Origin of the sequence: Agromyces sp. NPDC058064 (genome assembly GCF_042885275.1) — a bacterium.
Classification (GTDB): domain Bacteria; phylum Actinomycetota; class Actinomycetes; order Actinomycetales; family Microbacteriaceae; genus Agromyces.
In genome coordinates this window covers 215,590-235,839 of sequence record NZ_JBHVSE010000002.1, presented here as the reverse complement: position 1 = coordinate 235,839, position 20,250 = coordinate 215,590, and the positions used below count along the sequence as shown (strand labels likewise).

Genomic DNA, 20,250 nt, shown 5'->3' with positions numbered 1-20,250 from the left:
CGCTCAGTCGACGAGGCGCAGCGAGGCGACGATCTTCGCGAGCGAGGGCGCCGCGTGCGCGACGAGCTCCTGCGGGGCGGGGCTCGCCATGACCCGCACCGTCGCCCGCTCGCCCTGGAGGAGGTATGCGAGGCCCGCGGCCGGCTTCCGCTCGGGTGCGGGCGCGAACAGGCAGCGCACCGAGATGCCGTCACCGAGTCCGGGCACCTGCACCGGGTCGACGATCGGGCGCCCGACGAGCTCGGCGTCGCCGATGAGCGCGCGGACGAGCGAGCCCTCGATCACCTGCGGCGCGGAGACGCCGATGCTCACGACGAGACCGAAGGGCCGGGGCTCGGGCAGGTACACGAGGCCGACCGCGGCGCCGGGCAGGAGCTGCTCGCGCACCTGCCCCAGCATGCGGCGGACGGCCTCGAGCTGCTCGGCCGACGCGTCGGCGTGCCGGCGGCGGACCGCGTCCATCGCCTCCTCGAGCCAGGCCTCGGCGCCCTCGCTCGAGGGCTCGGTGGGCACGCGCACCCAGGCGCTGCTCGGGGCATCGAGTTCGAGTCTCATCTGGACAGCATCGCACGCGGGCCGCCGCATCGCGTCACCCCGAGGCGAGTTCGGCCCGCAGATCGCCCGTGCGCCCCGCCGAGCGCCAGTCGGCCGCCGCGATGATCGCGTCGAAGAGCTCGATCATCATCGGGCCCGCGTCGACGAGGATCGTCGAGAATCCGACGAGGACGGCGGCGGCACGACCCGGCTCGGTCAGCCAGTAGTCGACCTGCAGCGCCTCCGCCTCGTCGCTGCCGGTGCCGGAGGCGATGCGGCGCGAACGACGCAGCACGATCGAGTCGCCCTTCTCGAAGGCCACGCCCCCGTCGTCGGCGAAGTCGGACCACAGGCGATCGGAGTCGGCGCCCGCGGTTGCGCCGAAGAGGCCTGCGACGAGCCGCTCGGCGACGAGTGCGGGTTCGGCGCGATCGCCGAGCGGGAGGGCCGGCCGGTACTCGATGAGCGTCGTCGCGAGCGTCGCCCGCGAGGCCAACCGCAGCGCGATGTGCTGCTGCGTCGCGCCGGCGGAGATCGCCCGCCCCGCGGCATCCGTCAGCCTGCGTCGGTGCTCGGCACGAACCGCCGCGTCCTCGTCGCGCCGGCCGTACTCGCGTCGGACGAGCGCGCGGATCGACTCGGCGGCCTCCGCCTGCGAGCCGAGCGGCACCTCCCACCACTCCCCCGGAAGCCGGAACTCCAGCGCGGGCTGCTCCGCCGTCACCCGGCGGCCTCGGCGAGCTCGTCGTCGGTGAGCACGAGTCCGCTGCCGCGGTAGGCCCCGACCTCGATCGGGATCTCGGACCGCCGCGCCTCCAGCCGCTGCTCGGCCGGGGCGTCGCCGCCGGCGGGATCGGGCGCCGCGACGTAGAAGGCGTACGTCGTGAACCCGTCGGCCCCCGCATCGACCGCGCGCACCGCGCCGACGAGCACCTCGCCGAGCGCGGCGTCGCCGTGCTCGTCGACCTCGATCTTCGCGCTGAGGCGGTACGAGCCCGGCGTGCCGGTGCTCGCGGTGCCGATGGTCGCCGCGGCGACCCCGTCGATCGATTCGATCTCGCGCTCGATCGCCGTCGCGTCGATCTTCATCTCGGTTCCCTCCGTCGTGGGCGCGGTGCACCCGGTCAGCGCGGCGAGCACGACGGCTCCGCCGAGCAGCATGCGCGAGCTGCGGCCGCGCATCTAGTCGCCCCTCGTGTACGCGTAGTCGGTCGTGCTGCTCGGCTGCCTGAAGTAGTCGGAGATCTGGATCCCGTCGTCGGCATCGGGGTCGTCGGCCATGAACGCGGTGCCCTGCGCCGAGCCGCCCTTGTCGACCTGGTCCTGCATGGTCGTCTTGTACTTCTCCGAGTCGTGGCCGAGCGCATCGGCGCCGCCGGGGGGCGGGACGTCGATCTTGTAGCGGTTCGACTGGTTCGAGTAGTCGGGCGCCCACGGGTTCTCGGTGCGCGGCACGGGGTCGGTCGTGTGCGAGACGTCGAGCACCCTGACGCTCGGCGGAATCGGGAGGTCGTCGACCGACGAGCCCGCGACGGCGATGGCATCGACCTTGTACGTCGAGGTGAAGTCGGGGTCGGAGGCGAGGTTGCCGGCCGTGATGCCGCCGAGGCTCCAGCCGGCGAGCATCACGTGCGACCCCGGGGGGATGCCGTGCTCCTTCATCGCCGCGATCACCATCTTCTCGAGCTGCGTCTGCTGCGCCTGGTCCATCTTCGCGACGATGTCGCTCGTGACGTCGTTGCCGCTCTCCCCGCCCGGCGTCCACTGCTGCGTGCTCGGGATGTGCACGCGGTAGACGATGGTGCCGTCGGCCGCGACGCACGGGATGATGCGCACGACCGACTCGTGATTGGTGTTCGGGTCGTTCGGGTCGAGGTGTCCCGCCTCGTCGATGTCCTGGAGGTCCTCGAACATGTCGGCCAGGCCCTGGTTCTGCTCGGGCTTCCACCCCCTCGTGCGATCCACGAAGACGGGGTCGCCTGCCTCGGCGCCGGAGGCGAGCTTCACGACGAGCCAGAGCGCCGGCGCGAGCGTGAACAGCGCCACGATGAGCGCCTGGGTGAGCGCCTCCATCGGGTCCATGCCGGTCATCAGGTTCACCGCGGTGAACATCACCACGGTCAGGAGGAGCCCGATCACCGCCGCGGTCACGAGCGCGACCAGCAGCAGCACCACCGTCACGAGCGCGAGCCCGATCGCGAGGAGGACGACGACGGCGAAGGCGATCAGGGCGATCGCCGCGACGAGCGCGATGACCGCGAGCGCGAGGACCGCCAGCGCGAGCAGCGCGAGCACCCCCAGGAGGACGAGCGCGGCGATGACGATGAGCACCGCGGTGATGAGCTCGACGATGGCCTTGACGACCGCGGTGATCGCCTCGAACACGGCCTTGACCGCATCGCGCACGAAGTCGAAGAGATCGTCGAGCGCGCCGGTGAAGCGGTCCCACAGCGAGTCGTTGAGGTCGCTGCCCTCGACGACGTTCTCGATCCGCTCCATCGCGCGGCGGGCCGCACGCTCGAACTCCTCGACGGCCTGGGCGTGCCGGCGCTGCGCGGCCGCCGCGTCGGCGCCGTGCTCGTCGGCGGCGGCGCCGGCGCGGCCGAGCTTGCGCTCCGCGGCCCGGCGTTCGTCGGCGTCGGAGGCGGACGGGAGGGCCTGCAGCTCGAGGAGCGCAGTGCGGCGCGCGACCGCGGCCCGATCGGCCGCGGCCTCGGCCTCCTCGGCGTCGTCGATGGCCGCCGCGGCGTCGGCCTGCGCGCGCTCGTGGACCGCGGCGAAGTCGAGCAGTGCACGACCCGTCTCGGAGTAGCGGGACTCGGCCCGCTTGATCTCGCCGGCGAGGGCGCCGGCCTCGCGCCGGATGCGGTCGAGGGCGAGGCTGCGCATGTCGTCGGGGCTCGCGATCGCCTCGAGCTCGGCGACCGCGTTGCGGATCGCGTCGGCGGTGTCGACGAGCCGTGCGCCGCTGCGACGGACGATCGCGGGCTCTCCGTGGATCGGTTGCATCACCCCTCCGATGCCAGGTCGCGGTCGAGCGTCGTGAATGCCTCGTGCACCGCTCCGAGGGCCGAGGCGACCGTGTCGAGCTGCTCGGCGAACTCGTCTCGCCGGTGCGACCAGGTCGACTCGAAATCGCGGATCGTGCCGGCGAGGTCGCCGTGGCCGCACGCGTCGGCGGCCGCTCCGGCGACGCCGTCGGTGCCGTCGAACGCCTTCGCGAGCGAGCTCGCGTTGCGCGCCCCCTCGCCGATCACGGCGAGGTCGAGTCTGATCATGCCCATCTGCGGCTCCTGTCGATGCGGGCGCGGAGTCCGGCCGGGGCCGGACGGTCCTCGGCGGGCGCGGCCGTGGCCGCGCCCGCCGAGATGCCGAGGACTAGTTGCCGGCGAGCGCCTGGTCGGTGTCCTTGATCGCCTGCATCATCTTGCGCAGCGACTCGCCCATGTCGGAGATGCCCTCGATCGCCTTCTCCAGACCGGTCGTCAGCTCGGTGTAGCCCTCGCCGAACTTGCCCGACGCGTGCTGCGTCTTGAAGTCGTCACCCAGGAGACGGTCCACATCGTCCTTCAGACGACGCAGCACGTCGCCGATCTCCTCACGGCCCGAGTCGAGACGACCGGCCATCGACTCCATCTCACCGTACGACGCCTTGAAATCAGCCATCATCAACCCCATCCATCAGAATTCTCCGCCACCCGGACGGGCGACCTCCATGAGACTAACCGCACCCCGCGAACCACGAGAATGGGCAGCACTCCCCATCCGCGCCACCACCGCGCCCAGCCGAGCCACGCGCCAGGCAGACCCGGCCGCGGCTCAGCGCAGCCCGCGCGCCAGGCACTCCTCCGCGAGCTCGGCGTCGATGAGCCCCCGCAGGTAGAGCACGCCCAGCCCGTCCACGACGGCGCCGCGCCGGAGCAGCGCGTCATCGGCCCGTTCGGCGGCGAGGACGGCTCCGAGCGCGGCGAGCGACTCCGCGTCGAGCCGCGCGAACTCGGCGTCGGCGTCGGCGAGGGCCTGCTCGGCGAACGCCGTGGCCTCGGGGGCGTGGCGACGATGCCAGGCGCGGAACTCCGCGAACGCCCGGAGCTCGAGCACGATCGCGCCCAGGAACATGAGCGAGCCCACGACGACGGGCCAGGTCACCCACCAGCCGTCGCGCGCGACCTGCCACCACAGCATGCCGAGGCCGAGACCGGCGATCACCGCGAGGAAGACGAGGAACTTCGGCGGGTAGTGCAGCGCGAGCACGTCGCGCCGTCGCGGCTCGGCGAACGCCATCCAGGCCGCCGCGGCGAGCGAGACCGCGCCGCCCCACATCGCCGCCGACTCGGCGTCGAGCAGGAAGCCGCCGTTCTTCGCGGGGAAGGCGAGCACCGGCCCGGCGATCGCCGCGATCGTCGCGAGGGCGATGGGCCACATCGATCGGGCCGCGGTGCCGCCCGACCCCGAGGCCGCGACACCGGCGACGAACTGCTCGTCCGAACGGCGGATCGCCTCGATGCGCGCCTCCGCGTCGCGTTCGGCGAGCGCCTCGAGCGCCGGGCGGAGCGCGGGCGCGGCGGCCTCGCGCTGGAGCGCCAGCACGATGGGGACGATTCCGAGGCCGTCGTCGACGCCGTCGCCCTCGGCGTACCCGCGCACGGCCCGGCGACGGGCGTCGCCTCGGTCGCCGAGCTCCTCGACGGCGCGCGCGGCCGCAGGGACGCGCTCGACGACGGAGATCCACGGCACGGTCGTCGCCGCGCCGACGTCGCCGGCCTCGCCGCTGCCGCGGCTCACCGTGCGACCTCGACCAGCGGCAGCTGCACCGTCACGAAGCGGCCGTTCTCGACGAAGATGCCGCGGCCGGCCGGGAACTCGTGTCGCGCGACCTTCGGGAACGGCACCTTGAAGAGCGAGTCGCCGTCGTAGGTCTCGGGTCGCAGGGCGATGCCGCGACGGCCAGCCTTGAGCTCGCCGACGAGTCCGTAGCCGCTCGAGAGCTGCGAGACATCCCCGTCGCCGATGAGGAAGTGCTCGCTGCGGTTGACCGCCTGGAAGAGCTCCTTCATCGGGCGTTCGGCGTCGGTGTCGCCGAACTCGGTGACGTTCTCGACGACGATCATGATCCGCTTCGTGATCGACTCGTCGGCGACGAGCTCCTTGAGCTCCTTCGCGAGCGCGCGGGCGTCCTCGATGGACGACGCCGTGCGTCGCCAGGGCCGTGCGTCGCGCAGTGCGGCGCGGCGCCCGCCGAAGTGGAAGAACTCGGTCTCGGGGTCGAATCGGGCGACCGCCCCGATGAGCGCCCGCAGGGCGTTGGTCTTGCCGCTCTGCGGCGGCCCCGCGACCACGAACGTGCCGATGGGCTCGAAGCCCTTGGGGCCGAGCACGTCGTCGGCGACGCCGATGACCGGCGCACCGTCGATCGAGTCGGGCAGCTCGTCGGTGCGGAGCTCGGTCGGCAGCGAGCCGATCTCGGGCGCCTCGGATGCCCCGCGCTCGCGCAGCGCGGCGGCGAAGGCCTCCATCGCCTGGGTCTGCTCGGCGACGTTCGTGGTGCCGCCGAGCACGGCGATCTGCGTCTCGAGCCCGTCGACGATCGCGCGGCCGGGCGCGCTGCGCTCGTTGAGCACGTCCTTCGGGGCGCCGAGGATCGCGTACGAGCTCTCGTCCGCGAGCCGGAGCACCACCCGGCGGTTGACGTTGGCGCTCACCGCCGTGGGCACGGCGCCGTAGCGGTCGGCCGTCGCGACGGCGTGGACGCCGAGCGGGCGGCCCTCGCCGAGCATGCGCATGAACACGTTGTAGAACGGCGCGCGGGCCGACGTGCCCTCCCACTCCTGCTTGAAGGTGCCGAAGCCGTCGATGAGCACGAGGATCCGAGGCTCGTCACGACCGGTGATCGCCCGATACTCCGTGAGGCTCGCGGCGTTGACCGCGGAGAACCGCTTCGCACGGTCGTCGAGCATGCCGCGCAGGGTCTTCAGCAGTCGCTGCACGCGCTCCGCGTCGTCGCCGGGCACGATCGAACCGACCTGCGGAAGCGACTCGAGCGATCGGAGCGAGCCGGTGCCGAAGTCGAGGCCGTAGACGTGGACGCGACCGAGTTCGGGCCGGGCGCCCGCCGCGACCGCGATCGTGCGCAGCACGGTCGTCTTGCCCGCGCCGCTCGTTCCGTAGACGAGCAGGTGCCCGTCGGTGTCGGGCTCGAAGTAGACGGCCTCCTGCAGCTGCCGCTCGGGGATGTCGGCGCGCCCGAGCGGGATGCGCGCATCGCCGTCGAGCGAGAGCTCGGCGAGGTCGACGGTCGACGCGAGCTCGTCGAGCCACGGGCGCCGCGGCGCGGGGATGCGGCTGTCGGCGGCCGCCGACACGAGCGACGCGACGAGCCGCTTCTGGTCGTTCGGGCCGAGGTCCTCGTCGTGCGAGTCCGACTCCTGCTCGTTGTCGGACTCCCAGAGGGTGATCGAGCCGAAGCGCAGCTCGGCCACCTTCACCTGCGCCTGTTCTGGCGTGTCCGTCGTCCACCCGCCGGCGTAGCCCGACTGGAAGGGCACGAGCCGGCCCGGCCCCGTCTTCGCGATGCCGCGACCGGGGATCGACGGGTCGAAGGTGCCCGCGACGGGATCGCCGACGACGTCGTTCGAGTCGGACTCGTCGGCCATGCGCAGCGCGACGCGGAGGTTGGTGTTCGCCCGCAGGTTGTCCTTGATGACGCCGGCCGGACGCTGGGTCGCCATGATGAGGTGGATGCCGAGCGAGCGACCGCGCTGGGCGATGTCGACGACGCCGTCGACGAACTCGGGGACCTCGCCCGCGAGCGCCGCGAACTCGTCGATCACGAGCACGAGCGCCGGCGGCGTCTCCGGGTCCTGGCGCTTCTCGAGCTCGAGCAGGTCCTTCGCCTTCTTGCGGTTGAAGAGGTGCTCGCGATGGTGCAGCTCCGCGCGGAGGCTCGTGAGCGCGCGCCGCACGAGGTGCGGGCTGAGGTCGGTCACGAGCCCGACGCAGTGCGGCAGCTCGACGCAGTCGGCGAAGGCCGAACCGCCCTTGTAGTCGACGAAGAGGAAGGTCACTCGGTCGGGGCTGTACTCGGCGGCCATGCCGAGCACCCATGCCTGCAGGAACTCGGACTTGCCCGAACCGGTGGTGCCGCCGACGAGGGCGTGCGGGCCCTGCGTGCGCAGGTCGAGCGACATCGCGTCGGGACTGCCCTGGCCGATGTAGGCCTTCAGGGTGCCGGCGCGCTTCAGCCGGGGGCGGTGGCCACGCGACCGGTCGAGGATCGAGTTGTTCTGGCGCCAGCGCTCGGCCACCGAGGGCGGCTGCGCGGCCATCTCGGTGCCGATGAGCTTCAGGAAGGACACGCTCCGGGGCAGGTCCGACGAGTCGGCGGTGACCGAGCTGGAGTCGGCGACGGGAGCCAGCCGCTTCGCGAAGACCTCCGCGTACTGGTTCGAGACGCCCTCGATCGCGACCTGCTCGTACTGCTCGCCGGCGCGGACGTAGCCGACCTTGGCGCGGTCGAGCCCCTCCGAGGCGTCGATGTAGGTGCGGCACGCGGCCGGCAGCGACTCGACCGTCGGGGCGAGGAAGATCGTGTACACGCCGACGTCGGCGCCGCGCTCGATCAGCTGCGTGAGGCGAGGGCGGTCGACCGGCGCGTCGTTCGAGGCGACGAGCACGAGGGCGAGGTCGGAGGCGGCCTCGCGGTTCGAGCCGATCTCCTCGCCCACCTTTGCGCCGCGCTCCATGCTCGTCTCGGGCAGCCGCAGCGGCCCTCGCCGGCCCGGCGAGCCCGAGAGCCGCGACATGATCGACTCCTCGAGCCCGTTGAGAAGCGCCGTACCGGCCGACTGGCTGTCGGCGAGCGCCATCTCGGCGAACGGCGAGCGGGGGCTCGTGGTGTGCGGCAGCCACTTCATCCACTCGAGCTCCTTCGCCCATGCGGGGTCGACGATCGCGGTGGTGATGAGCTCGTTCGGCGCGTGCAGGCCGAACAGCTGCACGCCGAGCCCGCGGAGCACGTCGGCCGCGAGGTGTCGCGGGCCGGCGATGCCGATCGCCCCGGAGGCGGGCAGCAGCTCGATGAGCGGCACGTCGTCGATGCGCGCGTGGCGGTTGCGGAGCACGTCGACCTGCTTCGCGTAGCGGGCGATGCCGCGCTGGTCGTTCGACTCGGCGATCGTGTTGCGGCTGCGCGCGCGGCCCACGCCGAGCCGCAGTCCGAGGAAGTTCCAGTGCTCGGGCCGGCGGGTCCAGAGGAGCGGACCGAGCCGCATCGCCTGCTCGTACACGTGCGCGACCGCGGGAGCCTCGTCGTGCCGGCGCTCGCGCTCGACGATCGTCTCGGTGCGGAGCGACTCCTCGAGGTCTTCGATCTGCGTCTCGAACGTCTCGATCTCGAGGCGCAGCTTCTTGCCCTGCTGGGTGCGCTGCCCCACGAAGTTGCCGAGCATCATGAGCGGGGCCATGACCACGATGAGCAGCGACGTCGGCCGCTGGGTCATCGCGAACATCGCGAGGCCGAGCAGCACGGGCGCCATGATCATCGGCCACGGGAACATCCGCGGCTCGGCCTCGGACGGGATCACCGGGTGGCGGTGCTCGGTGCCCGGGTAGCGCACCTCGACCCGCGGGGAACGGTTGAACATGAGCGCGCCGCCGCGCTCGAGCACGGACGCGTCGGGCGCGCCGGCGGCGCTCGCGGCGAGGTCGAAGGAGACCTCGGTGGCGCCGATCGTGATGACCTGCCCCGGGATGACGCGGACGCGCTGCACGAGTCCGCCGTCGACGAGGAGCCCGTTCGCCGAGTTGAGGTCGACGAGCTCGATCGAGTGGTCGACCTCGATGCGGGCGTGCCGCTTGGAGACGAGGGAGTCGGCGAGCACGAGGTCGGCGTCGGCGCCGCGCCCGATGATGCTCGCCCCGCGGGGCAACCCGAACTCGCGGCCGGCGTCGGCGCCGGAGTGCACTCGCATCACGGCGACCGCCTCGGCGGTGGCGCCGTTCGGCCGGGGCGCGTGCGCCACGACCGCGGCGTTGAAGCCCGATCCGATCGGGGCGTCGCCGATGAGCACCTGCGGATCGAGCACGACCGGCTCGCTCGAGGTCGGGGGCGCGACCGCGAGGGTCACCCCCGAGATGCTGCCGAGCACCGCGGTGCTCGGATCGTTCGTGGCGATCGCCCTGGCGACGTCGCCGACGGTCGCCGTCGCGTCCGCCGTGATGACGAGGTCGACCGGGGCTCCCTGCTGACGGCGGAGTCCGAGTTTGAGCTTCATGCCTTACCTTCCGGGCTCGCTCGTGATGGTGAAACTGCGACCGCCCATGACCACGAGCGCACCGGGGGCGAGCGGCGTGCGCACGCCCGGGACCAGGTCGACGACCCTCCCGTCGGGCAGGCGCACCTCCGTGCCGTTGGTCGAGCCGCGGTCGGCGATCCAGAAGCCGCCGTCGACGGCGCCGAACTCGGCGTGCACCTTCGAGATCCGCTTCGACGGGTCGTCGACGGGCAGCAGCTGGGCGGTCGCCCCCGGTCCGGCGTCGGGGGCGCGGCCGAGCAGGCCGAACGCGGATGCCTCGACGGCGGTGCCGTCGTCGAAGCGGAGCACGATCCGGGCGGGTGCCGAGGGCCCTGCGGGCTGCGCGACGGCGGGCGGGACGACCGCGGGCGGTGCAGGCGGCGTCGGGGGCGATGCCGGCGCGGCGTGGGGCGGAGCGGCCGGGGCCGGGGCCTGGGGAAGCGTCGGCGGTGCGGCCGGCATCGCCGGCGGAGCCGGTGCGACCGGAGGGACGGGGCCGGCCTCGCCGCCGATCGGCGGCGGCGTCCACGAGTCGATGCTCGCCGCTCCGGGCGACACGACGCCCGAGCTCGAGCGCTCGGCGGGAATCTGGAACACCTCGCCGAGCGGCCGGTCGCTGGCGAGCGACGGAAGCCGGACCGCCTCCGCCTCGGGCGGTGCGGCCGCGACGCGGCGCGCGCGACGCATGGCCCGGGCGTCGAACGGGTCGAGCGCACGGCGCGCGTCGACCACGTAGCATCCGCCCACCCGGTCGAGCCACGAACGCCCGCGCTGCTCGGGATCCCACGAGCCGGAGGCGAAGAGGATCGCCGGGCCGATGAAGGGCAGGACGAGCTGGGCCGCCCAGAGCACGAGCGCGCGCAGCACGACGCGCCAGAAGCCGGCCGGCCCGAAGTCGCGCACGCTCACCGAGCGGAGCCCGGCCGCGGCCTTGCCGAGGGTCACGCCGAACCGGCCGTGCAGGACGAGCTGGACGAGCCCGAAGACGAGGGTGAGCGCCTGGCCGACGGCGATGGCGATGAGCGGCCCCGTCGCGGCGCCGCCGAGACGCGTCGGGTCGCCGCCCGAGGCGAGCACGGGCTCGGCCAGCAGGAGCACCCCGACCACGGTCGGCGTCGCGAGCACCGCCCAGACCGCGGCGTCGAGCGCGAAGGCCCCCGCCCGTCGACCGGCGGGGGCGGGTACGAGTCCCAGCGCCCTCGCGTACGCGGGATCGGGACGACCATCGGGTCGGAGACCGGGCGTGGGCTCGTCATCGATGTCCATGGTGACGCTCACGTCGCTCCTCGAGTCGGCAGGTCGGCAGGGTGGTCCAAGCTGCTACCCAACCCGATCGTGGGCACGCTGTCGATGGGGAGGGCTCACCATCCCCGTCTGACGAGCGTACCCGCAGCCTCCGGCTCCGCCGTGCGTTGTGCACAGCCCCGCGGCGAGCGGGATCAGCGCAGCGGCTGCGGCTGCGGCCCGGCGGCCAGCTCGCGGTCGTACGCCTCCAGGGCGACGCGGTTGCGCTCCGTCACCGTGCGCCCGCGAGCGGCGATCCACCCGCCGAGCCAGATCGGGATCTCGCGGGCGATCAGCGCCGCGACGATCGCGAACGGGTCGAGCCAGCGCTGGGCGATGAACGACTGCGCCTCGTCGAAGGTGAGGGTCCACGCCTCGACGGTGAGCAGCGCTCCCCCGAGGTACGAGAAGTACACGAGCACGCCGACGAGCAGGCCGAAGACGACGTACGCCCACCAGCGTCCGCGGTTGACGATGGCGGCCAGCAGCGCGAAGCCGACGAAGAAGGCGACGATCGGCACCCAGTACACGGGCTTCGCGAGGAAGCGCTCGAGGAAGACCGTGTTGACCTGCGCCGGGTCGCCCTGGCTGAGGAGCAGCAGGTAGGCGATGCCCGCGTACAGCGCCGCGAAGAGGGCTGAGCCGATGAGCGCGACGAGGACGCCGAACCCGCGGTTGCCCTTCGCCCGCGGCGGCTCGGGCGCCTGGACGTAGACGGTCTGCGCGCCGAACGCGGGTGCCGGCTCGGCGACCGGCTCGGGCGCGAGCGTGGCCGCACCCGACGCGGTCGCGACGGCCGCCGTCGAAGCGGGCACGTAGGTCTCGCGGCGGACGGAGCCCGCCGCCACCGGCTGCGGCGTCGCACCGGCGTCGTCGATGCCGTTGCGGTCCTCGTCGTCGGCGGAGCGGTCCGCGCCGGCGTTCGCGCGCAGGACGGCCGCGTCGAGCGCGCTCGTCCCGGATGCCTCGGGCTCGGGCTCCTCGAAGGCGCGCGGCGTGGTGGCGCCCGGTTCGACGGGGCCGGTGTCGGCCGACGCGGCCGCATCGTGGTCGTCGGCAGCGGGCGTCGCCGCCGCAGCGGCTGGCGCCGCATCGGGCTCGGGTCCGGCCACGGGCTCCGGCTCGGGCTCGGTGGCCTCGGCGGGCTCGTCCGCCCACTCGTGCGCGGGCTGCGTCCCGTCGTCGCTCTCGATCGGCGTCTCGTCGGCGCCGCCCGGTGCGGCGGCGGCCTCGGGCTCGCCGACCTCGTCGCGCCGCAGGTCGTCGTCCGACCCGGGTCCGGGAGTCGTGCTGCTCATGATCGCGCTCCTTCCGGGCGCCCACGCGCCCGCGGTGCGCCAACTGTATCGCCGCGATGCCGTCGCGGGCCCGCGCCGCGCGGATCCTGCGGGGTTTCCCGGCAGACGGCGAAGGGCCCCGGATCGCTCCGGGGCCCTTCGTCTGGATCACGCGACGGCGTTGCGCGCCGCCGCGATCACCGGGTTCAGCTGTAGTTGCCGGGCGTGAAGTCGTCGCTCGAGAACGCGTCGAAGTCGACGAAGCTGAGGTCGCCCTCGCTGAAGGCCGCGTCGTCGGTGAAGATGCGGTTCGGGTACCGCTCCGCCTTCGCCTCCTCCGTGGCCTCGACCGCGACGTTCCGGTACTTGCCGAGGCCCGTACCCGCCGGGATCAGCTTTCCGATGATCACGTTCTCCTTGAGGCCGACCAGCGGGTCGCTCTTGCCCTCCATGGCGGCCTGCGTGAGCACGCGGGTCGTCTCCTGGAAGGACGCGGCCGACAGCCACGACTCGGTCGCGAGCGAGGCCTTGGTGATACCCATGACCTCCTGGCGGGCCGAGGCCGTCTTCTTGCCCTCGGTGAGCGACGCGCGGTTGATCTCGTTGTACTTCAGGCGGTCGACGAGCTCACCGGGCAGCAGGTCGGTGTCGCCGTGGTCGACGACGGTGACCTTGCGCAGCATCTGGCGCACGATGACCTCGATGTGCTTGTCGTGGATCGGCACGCCCTGCGAGCGGTAGACGTCCTGCACGCCGTTCACGAGGTGCTTCTGCACCTCGCGGACGCCCTTGACCCGGAGGACCTCCTTCGGGTCGACGGTGCCGACGATCAGCTGCTGGCCGAGCTCGACGTGCTGGCCGTCCTCGACGAGCAGCGTCGAACGCTTGAGCACGTTGTACGCGATCGGCTCGTCGCCGTTGTCGGGCGTGAGGATGACCTTGCGCTGCTTGTCGGTCTCGTCGATCGTGATGCGACCGGGGGCCTCGACGATGGGCGACGCACCCTTGGGGGTACGGGCCTCGAAGAGCTCCTGCACGCGGGGCAGACCCTGCGTGATGTCGTCGGCCGAGGCCGAGCCACCGGTGTGGAAGGTACGCATCGTCAGCTGCGTGCCGGGCTCACCGATCGACTGGGCCGCGATGATGCCGACGGCCTCGCCGATGTCGACGAGCTTGCCGGTCGCGAGCGAACGGCCGTAGCACTTCGCGCAGACGCCGACGGCGGACTCGCAGGTGAGGACCGAGCGGACCCGGATCGACTCGACGCCCGCGGCGATGAGCTCGTTGATGAGCACGTCGCCGACGTCGCTGCCGGCCTCGGCCACGACCTCGCCCTTGGCGTTCACCGCGTCGGCGGCGAGCGAGCGGGCGAACACCGAGTTCTCGACGTTCGGGTCGCGGACGAGCTCGCCCGAGGAGTCGACCGTGGCGATCGGGAGCTCGAGGCCCTTCGACGTGCCGCAGTCCTCCTCGCGGATGATGACGTCCTGCGAGACATCCACCAGACGACGCGTGAGGTAACCCGAGTCGGCCGTACGGAGGGCCGTGTCGGCCAGACCCTTACGGGCACCGTGCGTCGCGATGAAGTACTCGGCGACCGAGAGGCCCTCGCGGTAGCTCGAGATGATCGGGCGAGGGATGATCTCACCCTTCGGGTTGTTCACGAGGCCTCGCATGCCGGCGATGTTGCGCACCTGCAGCCAGTTACCACGAGCGCCCGAGGTCACCATGCGGTTGATGGTGTTGTCGGTCGGGAAGTTCTCCTGCATGGCCTTGGCGACCTCGTCGGTGGCCTTGGTCCAGATCTGGATGAGCTCCTGACGACGCTCGAGGTCGGTCGTGAGGCCCTTCTCGAACTGCGACTGCACCTTGGCGGCCTGCTTCTCGTACTTCGACACGATCTCGCCCTTGGTGGGGGGCGTGATGATGTCGGAGAGCGCGACGGTGACGCCCGAACGGGTCGCCCAGCGGAAGCCGGCGTCCTTGATCCGGTCGAGGGTCGCGGCCACCTCGGTCTTCGGGTAGCGCTCGGCGAGGTCGTTGACGATCTCCGAGATCTGGCCCTTGCCGGCCTGGCGGTTGAAGTACGGGTAGTCGACCGGGAGCGCCTCGTTGAAGAGCGCGCGACCGAGGGTCGTCTCCATGAGGAACGGCTTGCCCTGCTCGAAGCCCTCGGGCTCGTCGCCCTCGCCGAAGTAGAGACCGTCGAGACGGATCTTCACCTTGGCGCCGAGGTCGAGCTCGAGGTCGCCGGGGCGGTTCTGGTCGAACGCGAGGATCGCCTCGGCGATCGACGAGAACGCGCGGCCCTCGCCGGCTGCGCCGGGCTTCTCGGTCGTCAGGTGGTGCAGGCCGATGATCATGTCCTGCGAGGGCAGGGTCACCGGACGGCCGTCCGACGGCTTCAGGATGTTGTTCGAGGCGAGCATGAGGATGCGCGCCTCGGCCTGTGCCTCGACCGAGAGCGGAAGGTGCACGGCCATCTGGTCGCCGTCGAAGTCCGCGTTGAAGGCGGCGCAGACGAGCGGGTGGAGCTGGATGGCCTTGCCCTCGACGAGCTGCGGCTCGAACGCCTGGATGCCGAGACGGTGCAGCGTGGGCGCACGGTTCAGCAGCACGGGGCGCTCGCGGATGATCTCCTCGAGGACGTCCCACACCTGCGGGCGCGAACGCTCGACCATGCGCTTGGCGGCCTTGATGTTCTGAGCGTGGCTCAGGTCGATCAGGCGCTTGATCACGAACGGCTTGAAGAGCTCGAGCGCCATCTGCTTGGGCAGACCGCACTGGTGCAGCTTCAGCTGCGGGCCGACGACGATGACCGAACGGCCCGAGTAGTCGACGCGCTTGCCGAGCAGGTTCTGGCGGAAGCGACCCTGCTTGCCCTTGAGCATGTCGCTCAGGGACTTGAGGGCGCGGTTGCCGGTACCCGTGACCGGGCGGCCACGACGGCCGTTGTCGAACAGCGCGTCGACGGCCTCCTGCAGCATCCGCTTCTCGTTGTTGACGATGATCTCGGGGGCACCGAGGTCGAGCAGGCGACGAAGGCGGTTGTTGCGGTTGATCACACGACGGTAGAGGTCGTTGAGGTCGGAGGTCGCGAAGCGGCCGCCGTCGAGCTGCACCATGGGGCGGAGCTCGGGCGGGATCACCGGCACGACGTCGAGCACCATCGCGGCGGGCGAGTTGCCCGTGGCGAGGAACGAGTTGACGACGCGCAGGCGCTTGATCGCGCGGATCTTCTTCTGGCCCTTGCCCTCGGCGATCTGCAGGTGCAGGTCTTCCGCCTCGGCGGCCAGGTCGAACGCCTCGAGGCGCTTCTTGATGGCCTCGGCGCCCATGTAGGCGTCGAAGTACATGCCGAAGCGGTCCTGCAGCTCGTGGAAGTCGGAGTCCTCGGGCTTGAGGTCGCCGACCTTGAGCGTGCGGAAGGCCTCCCACACGCGCTCGAGGTGCGCGATCTGCTCGTCGCCCGACTTGCGGACCTGCGTCATCTCCTTGTCGGCGGCGGCCTCGGCGCGCTTGCGCTGGTCGCTCTTGGCACCCTCGGCCTCGAGCGTCGCGAGCTCCTCCTCCTTGCGGGCCATGAGCGTCGCGATGCGGGCGTCGCGCTGGTCGCCGATGGTCTTGATCTCGAGGCGGAGCTCGTTCTCGAGGCCGGGCATGTCGGCGTGGCGGCCCTCGTCATCGACGTCGATCACCATGTAGGCGGCGAAGTAGATGACCTTCTCGAGGTCCTTGGGCGCCATGTCGAGCAGGTAGCCGAGGCGGCTGGGCACACCCTTGAAGTACCAGATGTGCGTGACCGGCGCGGCGAGCTCGATGTGGCCCATGCGCTCGCGGCGGACGGAGGACTTGGTGACCTCCACGCCGCAGCGCTCGCACACGATGCCCTTGAAGCGCACGCGCTTGTACTTGCCGCAGGCGCACTCCCAGTCGCGGCTCGGTCCGAAGATCTGCTCACCGAACAGACCGTCCTTCTCGGGCTTGAGGGTGCGGTAGTTGATGGTCTCGGGCTTCTTCACTTCGCCGTAGGACCACTTGCGGATGTCCTCTGCGGTGGCCAGGCCGATCCGAAGCTCGTCAAAAGTCGTTGCGTCGAGCAATTTCTCTCCTTGGAAAGTCTCTGTAGTCGTCTACTGGCCTGGCTTAGATCTCGTCGATGTTCGACGACTCGAAGCGCGCGGAGATGTTGATGCCGAGCTCTTCCGCAGCGCGGAAGGCCTCGTCATCGGTGTCGCGGAGGGAGACCGCCGTGCCGTCGGCCGAGAGCACCTCGACGTTCAGGCAGAGCGACTGCATCTCCTTCATGAGCACCTTGAAGGACTCGGGGATGCCGGGCTCCTGGATGTTCTCGCCCTTGACGATCGCCTCGTACACCTTGACGCGGCCGAGGATGTCGTCGGACTTGATCGTGAGGAGCTCCTGCAGCGCGTAGGCGGCGCCGTAGGCCTGGAGCGCCCAGACCTCCATCTCACCGAATCGCTGGCCACCGAACTGCGCCTTACCACCGAGCGGCTGCTGGGTGATCATCGAGTACGGGCCCGTCGAACGCGCGTGGATCTTGTCGTCGACGAGGTGGTGCAGCTTCAGGATGTACATGTAGCCGACCGAGACCGGGTACGGGAAGGGCTCGCCGGAACGGCCGTCGAAGAGCTGCGTCTTGCCGCTCGAGTCGATGAGCCGCTCGCCGTCGCGGTTGGGGAGCGTCGAGTCGAGCAGACCCGCGATCTCCTCCTCGAACGCGCCGTCGAACACCGGGGTGGCGACCTTGGTGCCGGGGGCGGCCTCGTGGGCGGCCTCGGGCAGGCGCTTCGCCCACGCCGGCTTGCCCTCGACCTTCCAGCCCTGCTTCGCGACCCAGCCGAGGTGGGTCTCGAGGACCTGGCCGAAGTTCATTCGACCGGGGATGCCGAGCGGGTTGAGCACGACGTCGACCGGCGTGCCGTCCGCGAGGAACGGCATGTCCTCGACGGGGAGGATCTTCGAGATGACGCCCTTGTTGCCGTGGCGGCCGGCGAGCTTGTCGCCCTCGGTGATCTTGCGCTTCTGGGCGATGTAGACGACCACGCGCTGGTTGACGCCCGAGCCGAGCTCGTCGTCGCCGTCCTGCGAGTCGAACACCTTGACCGCGATGATCGTGCCCTGCTCGCCGTGAGGCACCTTGAGCGACGTGTCGCGCACCTCGCGGCTCTTCTCGTTGAAGATCGCGCGGAGGAGGCGCTCCTCGGCGGAGAGCTCGGTCTCGCCCTTCGGCGTGACCTTGCCGACGAGGATGTCGCCGGGGCGGACCTCGGCGCCGATGCGGATGATGCCGCGCTCGTCGAGGTCGGCGAGCAGGTCGGGGCTCACGTTGGGGAGGTCGCGGGTGATCTCCTCCTTGCCGAGCTTGGTGTCGCGGGCGTCGACCTCGTACTCCTCGATGTGGATCGAGGAGAGGACGTCGTCCTTCACCAGGTTCTGGCTGAGGATGATCGCGTCCTCGAAGTTGTGACCCTCCCACGGCATGAACGCGACGAGCAGGTTCTTGCCGAGCGCGAGCTCGCCGTTGTCGGTCGCGGGGCCGTCGGCGATGACCTCGCCGGCCTCGATGCGGTCGCCCGCGTTCACGATGACGCGGTTGTTGTACGAGGTGCCCTGGTTCGAGCGGTCGAACTTGCGCAGGAAGTAGGTCTGCGTGCCGCCCTCGTCGAGCTGGACCGTGACGGAGTCGGCCGAGACCTCGGCGACGACACCGGCCTTGTCGGCGGTGATGACGTCACCGGCGTCGATCGCGGCGTAGCCCTCCATACCGGTGCCGACGTACGGCGAGTCGCTGCGGAGCAGCGGCACGGCCTGACGCTGCATGTTCGCGCCCATGAGGGCGCGGTTCGCGTCGTCGTGCTCGAGGAACGGGATGAGCGACGTGCCGACCGACACCATCTGGCGCGGCGAGACGTCCATGTAGCCGATCTCGTCGGCGGGGATCAGGTCGACCTCGCCGCCCTTCTGACGGGCGAGCACGCGCTCCTCCGAGAAGTGGCCGTCGGCCTTGAGCGGCGCGTTGGCCTGGGCGACGATGAAGTCGTTCTCCTCCATCGCGGTCAGGTAGTCGATCTGGTCGGTGACCTTGCCGGCGACGACCTTGCGGTACGGCGTCTCGATGAAGCCGAACGAGTTGATGCGCGCGAACGACGCGAGCGAGCCGATCAGGCCGATGTTCGGGCCTTCAGGGGTCTCGATCGGGCACATGCGGCCGTAGTGCGAGGGGTGGACGTCGCGGACCTCGACGCCGGCGCGGTCGCGCGAGAGACCGCCCGGGCCGAGCGCCGACAGGCGGCGCTTGTGGGTCAGACCCGCGAGCGGGTTGTTCTGGTCCATGAACTGCGACAGCTGCGAGGTGCCGAAGAACTCCTTGATCGCCGCGACGACGGGTCGCACGTTGATCAGGGTCTGCGGGGTGATCGCCTCGATGTCCTGCGTCGTCATGCGCTCGCGGACGACGCGCTCCATGCGGCTGAGGCCGGTGCGCACCTGGTTCTGGATGAGCTCGCCGACCGCGCGGATGCGACGGTTGCCGAAGTTGTCGATGTCGTCGACGTCGAGGCGGAGGTCGACCGCCTTGCCGCCGCGGCGGCCGGGCAGCGTCTCGCGCTCGTCGTGCAGGGCGACGAGGTACTTGATCGTGGCGACGATGTCCTGGACCGTCAGCACCGAGTCGGTGAGGGGAGCCTCGAGGCCGAGCTTCTGGTTGATCTTGTACCGGCCGACCTTCGCGAGGTCGTAGCGCTTCGGGTTGAAGTAGAAGTTGTCGAGGAGCGCACGCGCGGCCTCGGCGGCGACCTGCTCGCCCGGACGGAGCTTGCGGTAGATGTCCTTGAGCGCCTCTTCCTTCGTGAGGATGTTGTCCTTCTCGAGGGTGAGGGCGATCGACTCGTAGCCGGCGAACTCCTCGAGGATCTCCTCGGAGGTGAGGCCGAGGGCCTTCAGGAAGACCGTGACCGACTGCTTGCGCTTGCGGTCGATGCGGACGCCGACCTGGTCGCGCTTGTCGATCTCGAACTCGAGCCACGCGCCGCGGCTCGGGATGACGCGGGCCGAGTAGATGTCCTTGTCGGAGGTCTTCTCGGGGGTGCGCTCGAAGTAGACGCCGGGCGAACGGACGAGCTGCGAGACGACGACGCGCTCGGTGCCGTTGATGACGAAGGTGCCCTTGGGGGTCATGAGCGGGAAGTCGCCCATGAAGACCGTCTGGGTCTTGATCTCACCCGTGAGGTGGTTCATGAACTCCGCGTTCACGTAGAGCGGGGCGGAGTAGGTCTTCGACTTCTCCTTGCACTCGTCGATCGTGTACTTCGGAGGCTCGAGCTCGGGGTTCGTGAACGAGAGCTGCATGGTCTCGCCGAGGTCCTCGATGGGCGAGATCTCCTCGAAGATCTCCTCGAGGCCGGTGGTCTCGGGCAGGTCGGTGCGACCGGCGGACTGGGCCTCGGCGACGCGTGCCTTCCACGCGTCGTTGCCGACGAGCCAGTCGAAGCTCTCGGTCTGGAGTGCGAGAAGGTCGGGTACCGTGAGGGTATCGGCGATCTTCGCGAACGAGAGGCGGCTTGCACCGCGTCCGTTCTTGGGGGTGGGCGTGGTTGCGTTGCGCGCAGCAGCCAAGTGAATAACCTCCATGGCCCCGTCGGGCCGGTTCACTGTCGGTAGCGGAGTGAGTTCAGTACCCCTCAGACATGGTGGGACGTCGGAGATCACGGGATCTCGACACACACGAAGCCGACCGCAATATGAAGGCATGCAGGGTCTGGGAGCGCAAACGTCAACTATATGCGATCCGACGCGCCAAGTCCAGCGAGATTCTTGATTTGTTTCAGGATGTCCGGTAT

General features: G+C 70.9%; 12 protein-coding genes. All 12 read right to left on the bottom strand.

The window, feature by feature from the left end:
- Positions 1-3 precede the first annotated feature (3 nt).
- The 12 genes from ACFVSL_RS06865 to rpoB all read right to left on the bottom strand — a co-directional run bounded on the left by ACFVSL_RS06865 (position 4) and on the right by rpoB (position 20,026).
- Entirely contained in the window at positions 4-555 is a 552-nt protein-coding gene (locus tag ACFVSL_RS06865) for a hypothetical protein (RefSeq protein ID WP_386939667.1), read from the bottom strand.
- 34 nt (positions 556-589) lie between these two features.
- Positions 590-1,258 carry a hypothetical protein gene (locus ACFVSL_RS06860; RefSeq protein ID WP_386939665.1) on the bottom strand — a complete coding sequence of 223 codons (669 nt, stop codon included), beginning with the start codon at positions 1,256-1,258 and terminating at the stop codon, positions 590-592.
- Positions 1,255-1,716 carry a hypothetical protein gene (locus tag ACFVSL_RS06855; protein WP_386939664.1) on the bottom strand — a complete coding sequence of 154 codons (462 nt, stop codon included), beginning with the start codon at positions 1,714-1,716 and terminating at the stop codon, positions 1,255-1,257. Before ACFVSL_RS06855 ends, ACFVSL_RS06860 begins: the two co-directional genes overlap by 4 nt.
- Complete coding sequence (locus ACFVSL_RS06850) at positions 1,717-3,543, bottom strand: hypothetical protein (RefSeq protein ID WP_386939662.1); 1,827 nt, start codon at positions 3,541-3,543, stop codon at positions 1,717-1,719. It lies immediately after the preceding gene.
- On the bottom strand, positions 3,543-3,818 hold the full coding sequence (locus ACFVSL_RS06845; protein ID WP_386939661.1) for a hypothetical protein: 276 nt from the start codon (positions 3,816-3,818) through the stop codon (positions 3,543-3,545). The genes ACFVSL_RS06850 and ACFVSL_RS06845 overlap by 1 nt, the downstream gene beginning before the upstream one ends.
- A 94-nt stretch (positions 3,819-3,912) precedes the next feature.
- The gene (locus tag ACFVSL_RS06840; protein WP_157423389.1) at positions 3,913-4,200 is read right to left on the bottom strand and encodes a WXG100 family type VII secretion target; all 288 of its coding nucleotides are present in this window, start codon (positions 4,198-4,200) and stop codon (positions 3,913-3,915) included.
- 153 nt (positions 4,201-4,353) lie between these two features.
- Positions 4,354-5,319, bottom strand: a complete 966-nt coding sequence (locus tag ACFVSL_RS06835) for a hypothetical protein (protein WP_386939659.1) — start codon at positions 5,317-5,319, stop codon at positions 4,354-4,356.
- On the bottom strand, positions 5,316-9,806 hold the full coding sequence (locus ACFVSL_RS06830) for an FtsK/SpoIIIE domain-containing protein (protein WP_386939657.1): 4,491 nt from the start codon (positions 9,804-9,806) through the stop codon (positions 5,316-5,318). The genes ACFVSL_RS06835 and ACFVSL_RS06830 overlap by 4 nt, the downstream gene beginning before the upstream one ends.
- A gap of 3 nt (positions 9,807-9,809) precedes the next feature.
- Positions 9,810-11,105: an RDD family protein gene (locus tag ACFVSL_RS06825; RefSeq protein ID WP_386939655.1), complete on the bottom strand. Its 1,296-nt coding sequence runs from the start codon at positions 11,103-11,105 to the stop codon at positions 9,810-9,812.
- Positions 11,106-11,266: 161 nt separating this feature from the next.
- Complete coding sequence (locus ACFVSL_RS06820) at positions 11,267-12,409, bottom strand: hypothetical protein (protein WP_386939653.1); 1,143 nt, start codon at positions 12,407-12,409, stop codon at positions 11,267-11,269.
- A 185-nt stretch (positions 12,410-12,594) separates the two neighbouring features.
- On the bottom strand, positions 12,595-16,491 hold the full coding sequence (rpoC, locus tag ACFVSL_RS06815) for a DNA-directed RNA polymerase subunit beta' (protein WP_386939651.1): 3,897 nt from the start codon (positions 16,489-16,491) through the stop codon (positions 12,595-12,597).
- Between the two features lie 43 nt (positions 16,492-16,534).
- Positions 16,535-20,026 (bottom strand): DNA-directed RNA polymerase subunit beta, encoded by a 3,492-nt coding sequence (rpoB, locus tag ACFVSL_RS06810; RefSeq protein WP_386939650.1) that lies wholly within the window; start codon positions 20,024-20,026, stop codon positions 16,535-16,537.
- Positions 20,027-20,250: the final 224 nt, after the last annotated feature.